This window comes from Sporosarcina soli (genome assembly GCF_042655805.1).
In the GTDB taxonomy this organism is placed as follows: Bacteria; Bacillota; Bacilli; order Bacillales_A; family Planococcaceae; genus Sporosarcina; species Sporosarcina soli.
Genome location: NZ_JBHSNO010000005.1, coordinates 1,531,598 through 1,546,402 on the forward strand (window position 1 = coordinate 1,531,598; position 14,805 = coordinate 1,546,402).

Annotated in this window: 14 protein-coding genes and 1 riboswitch; of the genes, 4 read left to right on the forward strand and 10 right to left on the reverse strand. The window is 44.2% G+C overall.

The genetic code is table 11. The features are described 5' to 3' along the window. Positions 1–69: 69 nt before the first annotated feature. A riboswitch (PreQ1 riboswitch) is annotated at positions 70–114 on the forward strand. 7 nt (positions 115–121) lie between these two features. Both ACFPRA_RS11330 and ACFPRA_RS11335 read left to right on the forward strand, forming a co-directional pair. Continuing rightward, entirely contained in the window at positions 122–622 is a 501-nt protein-coding gene (locus ACFPRA_RS11330; RefSeq protein ID WP_381434228.1) for a QueT transporter family protein, read from the forward strand. 191 nt (positions 623–813) lie between these two features. Next, positions 814–1,044: an excisionase family DNA-binding protein gene (locus ACFPRA_RS11335; protein ID WP_239389658.1), complete on the forward strand. Its 231-nt coding sequence runs from the start codon at positions 814–816 to the stop codon at positions 1,042–1,044. A 96-nt stretch (positions 1,045–1,140) separates the two neighbouring features. Here the strand turns inward: ACFPRA_RS11335 and ACFPRA_RS11340 are convergent, their stop codons facing one another. The 4 genes from ACFPRA_RS11340 to ACFPRA_RS11355 are packed head-to-tail and all read right to left on the reverse strand — an operon-like array spanning position 1,141 to position 5,173. After that, entirely contained in the window at positions 1,141–2,199 is a 1,059-nt protein-coding gene (locus tag ACFPRA_RS11340; protein WP_381434231.1) for an NAD(P)/FAD-dependent oxidoreductase, read from the reverse strand. A gap of 59 nt (positions 2,200–2,258) precedes the next feature. Then, positions 2,259–3,296, reverse strand: a complete 1,038-nt coding sequence (locus tag ACFPRA_RS11345; RefSeq protein ID WP_381434234.1) for a FecCD family ABC transporter permease — start codon at positions 3,294–3,296, stop codon at positions 2,259–2,261. Further along, on the reverse strand, positions 3,293–4,309 hold the full coding sequence (locus ACFPRA_RS11350; RefSeq protein ID WP_381434875.1) for a FecCD family ABC transporter permease: 1,017 nt from the start codon (positions 4,307–4,309) through the stop codon (positions 3,293–3,295). The genes ACFPRA_RS11345 and ACFPRA_RS11350 overlap by 4 nt, the downstream gene beginning before the upstream one ends. A 42-nt stretch (positions 4,310–4,351) precedes the next feature. Further along, positions 4,352–5,173: an ABC transporter ATP-binding protein gene (locus ACFPRA_RS11355; RefSeq protein WP_381434237.1), complete on the reverse strand. Its 822-nt coding sequence runs from the start codon at positions 5,171–5,173 to the stop codon at positions 4,352–4,354. 319 nt (positions 5,174–5,492) lie between these two features. Here ACFPRA_RS11355 and ACFPRA_RS11360 point away from each other — a divergent pair, with 319 nt between their 5' ends. Then, positions 5,493–6,509 (forward strand): ABC transporter substrate-binding protein, encoded by a 1,017-nt coding sequence (locus ACFPRA_RS11360; RefSeq protein ID WP_381434241.1) that lies wholly within the window; start codon positions 5,493–5,495, stop codon positions 6,507–6,509. Positions 6,510–6,590: 81 nt separating this feature from the next. On the opposite strand, the gene ACFPRA_RS11365 is transcribed toward ACFPRA_RS11360, so the two are convergent. Continuing rightward, positions 6,591–7,154, reverse strand: a complete 564-nt coding sequence (locus ACFPRA_RS11365; RefSeq protein ID WP_381434243.1) for a glutathione peroxidase — start codon at positions 7,152–7,154, stop codon at positions 6,591–6,593. Positions 7,155–7,422: 268 nt separating this feature from the next. Here ACFPRA_RS11365 and ACFPRA_RS11370 point away from each other — a divergent pair, with 268 nt between their 5' ends. Continuing rightward, positions 7,423–8,916, forward strand: a complete 1,494-nt coding sequence (locus ACFPRA_RS11370; protein WP_381434246.1) for a glycine betaine uptake BCCT transporter — start codon at positions 7,423–7,425, stop codon at positions 8,914–8,916. 81 nt (positions 8,917–8,997) lie between these two features. Here the strand turns inward: ACFPRA_RS11370 and ACFPRA_RS11375 are convergent, their stop codons facing one another. The 5 genes from ACFPRA_RS11375 to ACFPRA_RS11395 all read right to left on the reverse strand — a co-directional run bounded on the left by ACFPRA_RS11375 (position 8,998) and on the right by ACFPRA_RS11395 (position 14,563). Beyond that, positions 8,998–9,483 carry a hypothetical protein gene (locus ACFPRA_RS11375; protein ID WP_381434249.1) on the reverse strand — a complete coding sequence of 162 codons (486 nt, stop codon included), beginning with the start codon at positions 9,481–9,483 and terminating at the stop codon, positions 8,998–9,000. After that, a complete protein-coding gene (locus ACFPRA_RS11380) occupies positions 9,480–11,048 on the reverse strand; it encodes a sodium/proline symporter (protein WP_381434251.1) in 1,569 nt (522 codons plus the stop codon). Before ACFPRA_RS11380 ends, ACFPRA_RS11375 begins: the two co-directional genes overlap by 4 nt. Before the next feature lie 17 nt (positions 11,049–11,065). Further along, entirely contained in the window at positions 11,066–11,188 is a 123-nt protein-coding gene (locus ACFPRA_RS11385) for a hypothetical protein (protein WP_255726619.1), read from the reverse strand. 416 nt (positions 11,189–11,604) lie between these two features. After that, positions 11,605–12,963: an aspartate aminotransferase family protein gene (locus tag ACFPRA_RS11390; RefSeq protein WP_381434255.1), complete on the reverse strand. Its 1,359-nt coding sequence runs from the start codon at positions 12,961–12,963 to the stop codon at positions 11,605–11,607. Positions 12,964–13,021: 58 nt separating this feature from the next. Next, complete coding sequence (locus ACFPRA_RS11395; RefSeq protein ID WP_381434258.1) at positions 13,022–14,563, reverse strand: CoA-acylating methylmalonate-semialdehyde dehydrogenase; 1,542 nt, start codon at positions 14,561–14,563, stop codon at positions 13,022–13,024. Positions 14,564–14,805 lie beyond the last annotated feature (242 nt).

Consider the following 14,805-nt stretch of genomic DNA (forward strand, 5'->3'; position numbering starts at 1 on the left):
ACTATTTTTTACATTTTTATACTCATACACAAACCGAGAACACTGTGATACACTGTACTATGGATTTTTCAACACGTGGTTCGCAACCATCCCACGTAAAAAAACTAGGAGGAACTAAATAATGAAAGTAAAAACGATGGCCACAAGTGGAGTTATCGCCGCTTTGTATGTCGCTGTTACATTTTTAATTGCCCCATTTGGTTTTACACTCGTCCAATTTCGGGTTTCTGAGATGTTCAATCATCTCGTCGTTTTCAATAAGAAATATATTTTTGGTATTGTAATCGGTGTCTTTGTCGCGAACTTCCTATTTTCACCGATTCTCGTTGATGTCATTTTCGGAGTGCTTCATTCGGTAATCGCTCTTTCAATAACCATTTTTTCTGCAAAATTCATTAACGGCATCTTCAAGCGAATGCTATTTAACACAATCGTCTTTACGGTTTTGATGATTATCATCGCCTATCAGCTTAAGATTTTTGCGGATCTTCCCGATTTTAATGGCATTCCGTTCCTCATCGTTTATTTAACACTTGCAATTGGGGAATTCGTCGTCATGGCAGTCGGAATCCCGATTATGATGGCTTTGAACAAACGCCTGAACTTCGAAAAGTTAATCTGACATACAAAAGCGCAGGGCGCCTGCTTAGATGCGACAGGCATAAGACAGATTGGCGAAGAGGCGATCTTTGCCTCATAGCCAAAATGGCTTATGACCCGAGCATCTGGCGCCCGGAGCCTAGACGATATAATGATCCTCGCCACCTCTTTGTCCGCAATTGAAATGGCGGGGATTTTTTAAGGAGAATCCGCATGTATATTACCATTCAAGAAGCTGCTGAGTATCTCGGCATGCCGGTCCAACAAGTGCAAAAATATGTACGCGAAGGTCGGATCCGCTCCGTTCACGATGGCGAACAGTTTCTGATCAATCAAGCGCAATTCAACCTGTACTTTGAGCAACTGGAAACATTGAAACGCCAAATCGATGAATGGCGCAACGAACCGATCCCGCCCGATCGCGATATTAAAGATGAAGATTGAAAAACGGCTACAGACAGACACGTCTTAGCCGTTTTTTAATGTTATTCAAACTATGGAAGACGCGAAAACATTTCATTCATCTCCCTGTAAAATCGCTTAGTTTTTCACCGCATATAAATGCTTCACCAATTCACGGTTTTTCTCTTTAAAGAGGTCATTATGCGAGGATACCCGTCCATGTCCATACGCTTCGGGCTCAATGTATTGTTTCGCTTTATTCACCGCGTTCCCCGCATCTTGGAACGCTCCTGCGATGAGATGCAGTTTTCCTTCGTGATTCAAAATATCTCCTGCCGCATAGAGTCCAGGGACAGAAGTTTCACTCATCGGACTACCTGCAACCGTATATTCATCTGCCATCTCGATATCTAATCCACTATTGGACGTCAGTGCTTTATCCCGATCATAGCCATGGTTAATGATTACTTCGTCCACTGCAAGCTGAATTTTCTGTCCATCTTCATTGTTGACGAGCTCCACTTTTTCAATGCTTTCACGATCATCTGCCGCAATCAATCTTTCAATCGATGTATTCAATAGACATTCAACAGAACTATTGAACAAGCGGGTCACTTCAGCCTCATGTCCTTTTAATAGCTCTTTCCGATAGGTTAAATATACTTTTTCCGCAATCGGCTCCAATTCATTGGCCCAGTCGATCGCTGCATTCCCTCCACCGGAGATCAACACCGTTTTCCCTTGGAAACGTTCAAATGATTTGACTGTATAATGTAAATTTGAAACTTCAAATCGCTCAGCACCTTCAAGCTCCAATTTCGTCGGTTTTAAGATACCGTATCCGACAGCCAAAATAACTGTTTTAGAGTAGTGTTTTTGATTGCTTGCGGTTTGGACCATAAAGTTTCCGTCTTCACCTTTGCTAATTGCTGTCACTTTTTCGCCCAGGACAACCTCTGGCTCAAAAGTCAATCCTTGCTGAATCATTTGCTCGATGAGTTGCCCGCCCGGAACAGGTGTCAGACCGCCTACATCCCAAATCATTTTCTCAGGATAGACATGCACTTTCCCGCCTAAGTAAGGCTGGAATTCAATGATTTTTGTTTTCATTTCCCGTAAACCACTATAAAAAGCAGAATAGAGTCCTGCCGGGCCCCCACCAATAATTGTTACATCATACAATTGTTCAGAATTCATCACGACTACTCCTTTTCTAATTCGTCATTTGGCTAAATACGAAATATCCAAACCTTTTCTTATGCTTTTGATTTGGCCAATAAATACAAGAAATAGGGGGCTCCGATGACAGCAACGACAATCCCGGCAGGTACTTCGGATGGCTCGATGATCCACCTTCCGATCGTATCCGCCGTAATAAGTAGAAGACTCCCGACCAACGCGGCTGTCGGTATCAGATACTGATGCTTGGCGCCTACTAATTGACGCGCTAAATGAGGGGCGATCAGACCGATAAAGCCGATGCCTCCACTGACTGATACACCGGCCCCCGCTAAACCGACTGCTACTGCAAGTAAAATTAGTCGCTCTCTTTCGATTGCCAATCCGAGCCCTGTCGCTGGCATTTCTCCTAGGTTCAACGTATTCAACACCCGAGATTTTGCAAAAGCGATCGGCAATAAAATAAAAATCCATGGCAATAATGCGATAACAAACTTCCAATTGGACCCCCAAATACTGCCCGCCATCCATACCGCTACAAATTGATAATTTTCAGGCGATAATCGCAATGTTAATACAATCATCGCTGCACTGATCCCGGCTGCAATCGCAACACCTGTCAACAACAAGCGAATCGGCGAAATGCCTTCGTCCCGTTTATATGAAAGCACATAGATGAGAACAGCCGTCACTCCTGCACCTACAAACGCTAAAAATGGCAGAAAAAAGACGGGCGTTGCCGTTGTCGATGGAAAGAACGAGATGAACAACATAACAGCTAGACCTGCACCCGCGTTAATCCCTAAAATTCCCGGATCCGCTAACGCATTCCTCGACACGCCTTGTAGGATGGCCCCCGACACGGCCAAGGCCATCCCCACTAAAATAGAAATGACGATTCGCGGCAACCGGAATTCAAACAAGATCAGTTGCTGCTTTTCTGTTCCCATTCCAAACAATGTACGGAACAGTTCCCCAGGCGTCAGTCGAATAAAACCTGTATTCATACTGATCATCAACATCAACAAAATAAGGACAACAATCGTTATGATAATGAAAACATTTTTACGATGTCTTTTTTGTTGATAAACCGAAACATATTTATTCTCACTCATAATTCCTTCCCTCCTTTACGCGCAAGGTAAAGGAAGAATGGGACACCCAATAACGCAATGAGCGCTCCAATAGGTGTTTCATAAGGCGGATTCACCATTCTAGCAGCAAAGTCCGCCAATACGACTAATAGGCTTCCTAAAATGGCAGAACAAGGAACAATCCATCGGTAATCATTGCCGACAAGAAAGCGTGTCAAATGAGGAACGATCAAGCCGACAAACCCGACAGCCCCAACTACCGAAACGGCTGCACCTGCTAAGACTAAAACAATAAGCGCTCCAAAAAGTTTAATGACGCCGGTTCGTTGGCCCAGTCCAATTGCCACTTCGTCCCCAAGACTGAGCAACGTAATCGATTTGGAAAGAATAATGGCACCCGCTATGGCAACCACTATCCACGGTGTCATGATTTGAAGGTGCTCCCACTTTGTGCCGGAAACACCGCCAGCGTACCAAAACGCTAAATCTTGACCGATGCGGAAATGAATTGCAATCCCTTCACTTAAAGCAGCAAGCAAAGCACTGACGGCCGCACCTGCCAATACGAGGCGCATCGGCGTCAACCCGCCTTTTGCCAATGAGCCCACACCATACACCAGGCCTGCACCGACCGCAGCACCTAAAAATGAAAACAGAATGATATACATATAAGGCAGACCAGGAAAAAATGCGAAACAAATGGCCAACATAAAAGCGGCACCGGCGTTTAAGCCCAAAAGACCTGAATCCGCCAGCGGGTTGCGTGTCATTCCTTGCATGATCGATCCTGCAACGGCAAAACAAGCGCCGACTAACGCCGCTCCTAAAACTCTCGGCAATCTGATTTCTTGAATGATCTGGTGAGATGTCAATTCGGGTTGGAAGTGGAAAACAGAAGACCAAACCGTCGCCAACTCAATATCCGCCGCACCAAATGAAATCGAAAGGCCTATCGCGAACAGTAACCCGATCATCCCGCCAATCAATATAAATGTCGCCATGATCGGGCGTGATCCTTTGTACACTTTTTTCATCTTTACTGACTCTTTGACTGAAGCTGACATCTTACTTGCTCCTTACGCATATTCAACAGTTTGCACTAAGCAGTCCGTTTCTTTATTCAATTGATAAGATAAACAGATCGGATGCTGACTGAATGGACACTCTGCTAAAAATGCATTGATGTCGAACACCGCTTGCAAATTCGTATGGGTCATCACTTTTTCAGGTTTCCCTTCCGTAACGACTTCGCCGTCTTTCATTGCAATCATATAATGCGAGAAACGAGACGCATGATTTAAATCATGCAAGACCATGACAATCGTTTTTCCTTCTTCCTCGTTCAGCTTTTTGAGCAATAAGAGAATATCCAACTGATGGGCCAAGTCCAAATACGTTGTCGGCTCATCCAATACTAAAATATCCGTGTCTTGTGCAAGTGCCATCGCAATCCATACGCGCTGGCGCTGCCCCCCTGACAATGCTTCCACCGGACGGTCCTTCAACTCGCTTAACCCCGTCACTTCAATCGCCCAATGGATATGTTTCAAGTCGTCTTGTTTCAACGTGCCGAATCCACGTTGGTGCGGAAACCTGCCGTATGAAACAAGCTCAAAAATCGTCAGCCCTGGTGGTGCTTCAGCACTTTGCGGTAAAATCGCCATCTTCTTGGCAACTTCCTTTGTGGAAAGTTGCTGAATGGCCCGCCCGTCAAGAAACACAGTCCCACTTTGCGTTTTCAAAATTCGAGCGACCGCTTTTAACAACGTAGACTTGCCACACCCATTTGGTCCAATGATCGTCGTAATTTTCCCTGCAGGGATCTCCACGCTTAATCCATCTATAATTACAGCATTCGCATACCCTACCGCTACCTGATCGACAGTAAGAACTGACATATCTGTTTACCAACCTTTCCTTCTTCGATAATGAGAATCATTATCACTTTTCATTAGTATAAGGTATCTTTCAACGATTTACAATTCATAATTGAAAACGATTATCAATTTCATTATAATCTACAATAGCTTCAATCAATTACGCCTCGGCGTAATTGCGTCCAGATTTTGAATTGAGCAAGGCTCAATTAACTCCTTTCAAAAGCTGTGACATCCGCCGGAGGCTTTATCTTCGTTCAGCGGGCGTTTGAACACCCGCTGACCAGGAAACAAAACTGCATTTATCTCGCCACCTACAGAGGTGGGAATCTTCTGCTGAATGAAGATAAAACATTTAAGCTGTAAAGTAAGAGGAGGAAAACTATTGAATACATCTATCAGAAACAAGTTGCTCGTTACGGCAATCTTTTTACTCTCCATATTTTTAGTAGCTTGCGGAAATCAGCAACAGAACAACGAGGAAAAACCAAAAAACGGTTCTGAGAAAGCTTCCCAAGAACGTGTACTGACAGACGCTTTAGGGCATGAAGTGACGATTCCCGCCAATCCTGAACGCGTCATCGCTTCATATTTGGAAGACCACCTGATCGCATTAGGCATCACTCCTGTTGCACAGTGGTCCGTCAATAACGGTGCATCCATCCAAAACTACTTACAAGATTCGTTAAAGGACATACCGACTATTCCTTTCGACCTACCCTTTGAAGCGGTGACCAGTTTCAATCCCGATCTCATCATTGTGTCATCGGCTGAAACGGTAGAAGGCGGAAAATACGAACAGTACAATAAAATTGCACCTACTTTTGTATTGGAGAATGAGGCAAATGCGTCTTGGCGTGAAAAACTGTTAAAAGTCGCAGAAATATTTGATAAGAACGAGAAAGCTGACGAAGTCTTGCAACAGTACGATCAATTGGTAGAAGAATCAAAAGAAAAAATCCACAACGCGGTTGGTACACAATCAGCGGCAGCGATCTGGATCGTCAATAATACGGTGTATATGGTCAGTGAAACAGCTTCAAGCGGCGCCGTATTATATGGTGAACTTGGTCTGACCGCTCCAAGCTTAGTGAAGGAAATATCCGAATCGGCAACAGGCGATTGGTCCCCTGTTTCTCTGGAAAAGTTGGCAGAGTTGGATGCTGATCACCTATTTCTCATTAACAGTGATGTAGGAAATGGCGCAGAAATGCTAAGAGATCCACTCTGGGCAAATATACCTGCCGTCAAAAACGGCAACGTTCATGAATTCGCAAAAGATACAAGCTGGCTCTATTCGGGTCCTATCGCCAATAGCCAAATCATTCATGACGTAGTCAAAAGTATTGTAAAATAAGTTCGCTGGATCCATTTTGTTCTATCTAATTGGAATGAGAAAAAACCTGCTAAAGAGACGCATCTCTTTAGCAGGTTTTTTTCAATTCGATATCGGTTGTGGCAAATATCTTTCGACTTCCTCTTCCACCAGCAATCGGGAATCGGTCGGTTCAAATCGTTTGACGACTTCCCCATCTGCAGCGACGAGGAATTTTGTAAAATTCCACCGAATGTTACGCCCTTCCAAATACTCGGGATACTCTTCTTTCAATCTCGTCTTCAAAATGTTCTCCGCCATCACTTCCTTATCCAAATCACGGAATGGGACTTCATGTTTCAAATAAGAGAATAAAGGGTCCATCCCTTCCCCATTCACCATCACTAGATCGAACATTGGAAAACTGACGCCGTAATTTTTCTGACAAAATAATGCCGAATCATCCCCATCTTCTGGGTTCTGATTACCAAACTGATCACATGGAAAACCGAGTATGACAAAATTTCGATCCTTATACTGCTCATACATTTTCTGCAATTCTTCAAACTGATACGTGAACCTGCATTTGCTTGCTGTATTGACGATTAACATCGTTTTGCCACGATACGTTTCCATCGAAAGGATCTCGCCATTTGGCTTTCGCACCAAGTAGTTATAAATGCTCATTTTCTAACCTCTTTCATTATGCTTATATACCCAATTTACGTGATAGACAAGCACAAGGAAAGTTTATTGCTTATAAGCCTGACACGACTTTTTTCCATATGGAAATAAAATTGAAAAGAACAATATGGTCACCCAAGTGCGGTTGCATTCAATGTCGTTTGCTAGTATAGTTGAAAATTGTTTATCGCTGTTCAGCGGATGTCACAGATTTTAAAAGGCGTTTGCAGTCAAAGTCTGGGCTCCATCACCAGTTCCAAAAGGGGGAAGCATGAAGAAAATTTCAAATGTCTTTTATATCACAATCGGTCTCATCATATTGGCCGTCGGGTTCGGCGCATTTTCACCCGGAAGTTTTGAAGCCATCACATCAAACATCAAAAACTTCGTTGCGTCAACGTTTGGCTGGTACTATATGTTACTCATGTCATTCATGCTAGTGCTCAGTATCTTTTTTACCTTAAGTCCATACGGGAGGATCCGACTGGGAAAGGACACCGATCGCCCACAGTTCTCAACTGTCACTTGGATTGCGATGCTCTTTTCTGCAGGAATGGGTATCGGGCTCGTCTTTTACGGTGCAGCTGAGCCATTGTCTCATTTTGCAATTAGTCCGGCTACAGAAGAGCCGAATACAGATGAAGCCTTCAAAGAGGCATTGCGTCAATCCTTTTTCCATTGGGGTCTCCATGTGTGGGCCATGTACGGAGTAATTGCGTTATCCCTTGCCTTCTTCCAGTTCCGTAAACAAGAACCGGGATTAATTTCAGCAACATTGAAGCCGATATTCGGCAATAAAATGAAAGGTCCGCGGGGCGTTCTCGTCGATGTACTCGCTGTCTTTGCGACGTCGTTCGGAGTCGCCACGTCACTCGGCTTCGGTGCTGTTCAAATTAATGCAGGCCTGAATTATCTCTTTGGTGTCAGCATCGGCATCTCCTCGCAATTCATCATCATTGCGATCGTCACAGTCTTGTTCATCATGTCCGCTTGGTCGGGGCTCAGCAAAGGGATCAAGTATTTGTCCAATGCGAACATCGTCCTTGCGTTGGCACTACTCGGATTCATCCTCATTTTGGGTCCGACATTGCTTATTTTCAATATGTTTACCGATTCTTTTGGTGGTTATTTGGCGAATCTTGTGAATATGAGTATGCGCACGGCGCCTTTAAACGCAGACAATCGGGAGTGGCTCGATGGATGGACCATTTTTTACTGGGCTTGGTGGATTTCTTGGGCTCCGTTTGTCAGTATGTTCATCGCACGTGTATCGAAAGGGCGTACGATTCGGGAGTTCATGATCGGGGTGCTGGTTGCCCCTACACTGCTTGGTTCGTTCTGGTTCTCGGCATTCGGGACGACTGCCATCGATATGCAAAAACAAGGTTTGACCGATTTGACCGCGTCGTCTACGGAACTGACTATTTTTGAAATGTTCAACGCGATGCCTTTATCGCTCTTCATTTCGATTTTCGCGATTTTACTCATCGCCTCCTTCTTCATCACTTCGGCAGATTCGGCCACTTTTGTATTGGGCATGCAATCGACGAATGGCTCGTTGACACCACCGAATAATGTGAAGCTCATCTGGGGTATCATCCAGTCGACAATCGCGGTCATTCTCCTATCCGTCAATGGACTGACCGCCTTGCAAAACACGATCATCATCGCAGCTTTGCCGTTTTCTTTCATCATGCTGCTCATGATCGTCGCTTTGCTCAAAGCATTGAAAGCCGAAGCGAAAGAGATGAAATTGAAAAAATGAACCCATTAAAAGGGTGCCAAAAAAGACTGAGTGGCTCCACGGATCTCAGTCTTTCTTGGCATTCGTATTTTCTACATTTCTTCATAATGGATGGTAACTGCCACTTATAGCATCTACGATTAGCGACTTTGGCTCATATGCTTCAAGTCTGTACTCTACCAACCAAAAAGGACGATAAAATAATGTACTCGTTAACAATTGAATATCCGGAACAGTTACAAACTTTGCTTTCGACATAGCATTTTCAAAAATAAACTGTCCCGCCGCTTCCCTTGCTTCATCCTCATCGATCTGAATTGCAGGGGCCTGTCCAGCCTCAATCTGGCGATGTGAAAATTCAGGTTGCACATCAATCAATGCCCCATACCCACTTAACGCATCTATCGTACAAGCTGTCTTTCCTTTTAACTTCAGTAAACTTCTAATGCCAAGTTCATATTCAAATAAGTAATACGGATAAAAAATCAATTTACGTACGTTCATCTTAGCTTGCTTTTCATACTGCTGCAACCCACGTAAAACATCCTGTTCACCATAAACCGGTTCTTGCATCAATACCCCACTCATGAGTATATCCCACTGTGGCGATCTGTTTCTTGCGACAAAAAACTCGATATATTTTTAGCTTCAGGAGCTAAACTACGAGCGATATTTTGATCAAACTCTTTTGAAAAGAAGCGTTTATTTGTTGATTGTTCAAAGATATTCAGGATGGGCTGGGAAGGCTTGCGACCAAAACGACTGCCAATAATCATCCCGATAAGGGAGACGGTCAGGCCTGCCAAAAACGGATGTACGGCCGTTATCGTTTCCAACTCCATCGAAGTCCAAATAATATTTGTCATAGCCCCACCAATCATTGCACATAGACAGCCAAGAGCATTAGCCTTTTTTGAATATACGGAAGCAACGTAAGGAACAAGAAAGCTATTCCCAAGCGTACCAAAAGCAAAAACAGCTAATCCAAAAATGGATGGTGGTTCATAAATCGCAACAGCGATTCCGACAAGTCCTCCTCCTAAAATACATAACCTAGAAACAAGGACTGTTGTTTTCTGGCTCGCGTTCTTATTGATAAACCGTTGATAGACGTCACGGGATAAAATGGTTCCTGCTTGCATGAGTAAAGAATCCGCAGTGGACATGACAGCGGACATAACCGCTGATAACAGAAGAGCCGCAAAAAAGCCCGGGAAAAGCGTGTAAGCTAATTCGGTAATGACCATCTCCGGATCAGCGAGATTAGGCAAAAGTATGATTCCGATAAGTCCTAAAATATAGGGAACATAGATAAAGAATTGGTTCCAGATTGCACTTATCAGAATTGCACCTTTTACCGTTTTGGTGCTTTGCATCGACATATGTCGTACGACCACATGTGGGAGCCCCATATACCCTATCCCAAAGATAAGAATAGCGCCTAGTACTACTCCCCACTGGCCGTAGAAGGCCAAATCTTTCCCCCAAATACTTAAATAAGTGGGATCGATTTGTGCCAAGGCAGTATTCAATCCGGATATTCCACCGACATGAAAATAAGCTAAAAAACCGATACCGACAACCCCGGTCACCATTATGATTCCTTGCACAAAGGAAGTGTAAGCAACGGCTAGATAGCCCCCTGCCACTGTATAGATAATAATGACACTGATCCCGATCACCAATGACAGCTCATATGGAAAACCGGTGAGTGTAGCCATCGCTTTTCCTGCCGCTATAAATTGAGCGCAAACATAAGCGAATAGAAAAACAATCGCTATAATTGAACCGATGACACGTACACTGGCACTTTCAAATCTTTTTTCCAAGTATTCTATCGGTGAAAGCGCTCCCAATAATTCAGACATTCTTCTCATCCGCTTCCCTAAAACGGAAAGATTAATGATGGAACCTCCCGCATCACCAATCGCATACCACAAAGCGTACCAACCATATTTGAAGGCGAGCGCAGGTGCCCCCATGAACATATAACCACTCATAGCAGTTGTCTGCATCGTCATGGCGGTAACAGCCGGACCAAGTGATCTTCCCCCAAGCAAATAATTTTCCGTGGATTCAGATGACTTACGCGAAAACCAGAGACCGATGACTAAGAGTACTGCTATATAAGTTATAAAAATAACGCCATCCATACTCGTTGCTTTCCCCCCTAACGATCATTTTCTTTCTCATCTTCCCTTTTCAACTTTACATACAATACCAAGGCCAATCCTACCCATATGAATGGCCACGGAACAAGCCACCAAAACGTTTCCGCTGGTAAATTGAACATCTCAACACCTCCCATTGTTATAATTAAATCAATTACGCCTCGGCGTAATTGCGTCCAGATTTTTTCGAGCTCGCTCGAAAAGCTCCTCTAAAAAATCTGTGACATCCGCGGGCCTACAGGATGTAGGTCATGCAACCGTTGCCAATCGAACAGCGAAGGGTTCGATTTGCCGTATTTCTGCGTTTTTTGCGGAAATTAAGGCACCTTACGGGACGCGGCGAACTTAGGTTGCCTTCCATTCTTCGTTCAGCGGGCGTTTGAACACCCGCTGATCAGGAAACAAAACCGCATTCATCTCGCCACCTACAGAGGTGGGAGTCTTCTGTACCTGACGCTTCGCTTACAGTACAAAAACATTTGCTGAATGAAGATAGATATAGGAATAAGAGGTGTGCACACACCTCTATCCAGATCATTCATTCGTTTTCTTTAAACACTTTCTTTACAACCGCGATCATAAAATCTACATCTTCGTCGGTGCAGGATAGCGGTGGGCTAAGCGCTAAAATATTATTATAGCCGGCTACCGTATCACCGTTCCTTCCAATAATAAGCCCATTCGCCTTGCATTCCCCGATAATTTTCGCGACACGTGCATTGGAAGCAGGTTGTTTCGTTTTCTTGTCTTCAACAAGTTCAATTCCTAGGAGGAAACCGAGACCACGGATATCGCCAACAAATGGATGGTCCTTCAAGCTTGCCAATTCTTTTTGAAGACGCTCCCCGAGATTCGCCGATCGTTCGACAAGGCTTTCTTTTTCAATAATCTCAAGATTCTTCAACGCAACTGCACAAGCCGCAGGGTTCCCGCCGAATGTATTAATGTGGCGGAGATGGCTGTTCTGTTCACCCGTATCAAATTTTTCATAAATGTCTTTTCGAACAGCTGTAACTGATAGCGGTAAATAAGCGCTTGTTAGTCCTTTCGCCATCGTAATAATATCCGGTTTCACATTAAAATGCTGATGACCAAATGCTTTTCCAGTTCTTCCGAATCCACAAATGACTTCATCAATAATGAGAAGGACACCGTGACGTTGGCAGATTTCCTGGACTTTTTCCAAGTAAACCGGATGGGGAATCAAGACACCTCCGCCTGTAATAAGTGGTTCCATAATAATGCCGGCAATCGTCTCTTTTTGCTCCCAAATAATTTTCTCCTCAAACTCTTGGGCGCGTTGGATATTGTACTCTTCAATTGATTGCCCCGCAGGTCTGCGATAATTGTCAGGTGGTGCAACGTGCAGAAATCCCGGTGCAAGCGGCTCGTACTTGTATTTACGAAGTGCTTGACCTGTCGCTGAGAGCGCACCCATTGAGCTTCCATGGTACGCGCGATAGCGGGAGATGAATTTGTAACGGGATGATTCCCCGTTTTGCTGATGATATTGACGTGCTAGCTTGAACGCCACTTCATTTGCATCAGATCCGCTATTCGAATAGAAAAACACATACTCGTCACCAAGCATTTCATTCAACTTTTCAGCGAGCCCAATCGCAGGTTCGTGACTTTGTGTCAAAGGTGCATACGCCAGCTTCGTCATCTGTTCATATGCGGCTTTCGCCAGTTCCTCACGCCCATAGCCCACATTTACGCACCACAGTCCGGACATGCCATCGAGGTACCGATTGCCATTATGATCTGTAATCCAAGCCCCTTTTCCTTCCGTTATAATCATCGGTGGATTCTTTTCATTATAGGCAGATATATGATGCCACACATGTTGACGATCCTTTTCAACTAGCGATTCGTTTTCCTGTCCCACTTTTGTCATCTTCTTTCCCCCTCTTCCCTTATCAATCATAATGACCTATCTACACTGACTGTTTCCGTCAATTGCGATTACTCGGAAAATCAAATGCAACATCATTGTTACCTTTCGATTCTGGCCATCTTTCAGATACTGTTTTTATTTTCGTGAAAAAGCGCACGGTGTCCGGTCCGAACATATGACTTTCGCCAAACTTCGAACGCTTCCATCCTCCAAAATTGTGGTAGCCTACCGGAATCGGAATGGGGACATTAACCCCAACCATGCCAACCTCGATTTCCTCTGTGAATTTGCGGGCAGCAGGACCACTCTGTGTAAAGATTGTCACGCCATTGCCGTATTCATGTTCGTTTACCAGATTGATCGCTTCGTCCAAGCTATTAACGTGAACGACTATCCTTGCCGGACCAAACACTTCTTCCCGGTAAATTTCCATATCCGGTGTGACACGGTCAAGTAAAGTGGCCCCCAAGTAATAACCATTAGTAGTTCTCCCCACATCTGGATCACGGCCATCCACACAGAGTTTCGCACCTTCCCGCAAGCTTCCTTCAATTGACTTGAGTACCTGATCTTTCGCTTGTTGCGTAATCACCGGTCCAAAGTCTGCTTCCTCATCGTCATATGAGCCCACTTTTAACTCCTCGACGCGCCTTTTCAACTTTTCAACAAATACCTTTGCTGTTTTTTCTCCTACTGGCATTGCAACAGAAAGAGCCATACAACGTTGGGAGGCAGCTCCATATGCAGCACCTATGAAAGAAGTGACTGCAAAATCGATATCAGCATCTGGCATGATGATCATATGGTTTTTTCCTCCACCAAATGCGGCGACTCGTTTATGATGCCGGCTTGCTTTTTCATAAATTGCTTCCGCCACTTTTGTTGAACCTACAAAACTAACAGCCATCACATTGGGGTGGGTAATCAGTGCATCGACCGCTTCCTTGTCGCCATTTACTACACTCCATACCCCTGCAGGAAGCCCCGCCTTTTTCCACAGCTCCGAGATGAATAATGCAGAATTCGGTACACGCTCGGAAGGCTTTAAGATCACCGAATTACCGCATGCAAGTGCCATTGTCGACATCGCAACAGGTACCATGACAGGGAAATTAAACGGTGCAATACAGGTAACGACGCCAAGTGGTTGTTTAATAGAAAAGGCGTTAATGTCTCCGCCTACATCAGATGAGTGCTCCCCTTTTAACAAATGCGGTGCATTCATCGCAAAATCGACCGCTTCGATTGCACGACTGATTTCTCCTTTGGCATCCGTGATTGTTTTTCCATTTTCTTGTCCAATCATGACAGCCAGTTCTTCTGTCGCCTTAACGAGTAATGATTTGAATTCGAAAAGAATCTCTACTCTTTTCGCAACAGGCGTGCTCTTCCATCTTTTAAAGGCTTGTTCTGCAGCTTCTACCGCAACGTCCACTTCCTCAGCTGTTGCATAAGGACAAACAGCCGTTTCCTCACCTGTGGATGGGTTATAAACATAACCATAACGTTCATTTTTACCTTCTGATCTTGCTCCATCTATAAAGTGGTAAAGCCTGTCTACCGATTTTTCTTCACCTACAACGTGATCGAGCTTATTCATATCCAATGAACCCCCTGTTTTCATTTTGATACGTTCATAACGCTTTACAGTAATCCTCTATCACACTTGCTAAACAGATCTCCAGTCTGCCTTAGCAGTATATTGATCGTATTTCCAACTCCTGATTAACATTTAGTAAGATTAAAAATGAATTTACTTTACACTTTGTCCAATAACAAAAATGTCCTTTAAATCGCTGCAGTCGCCTTCAACCCACTATAAGCTTTGCAAACCACAAAAAG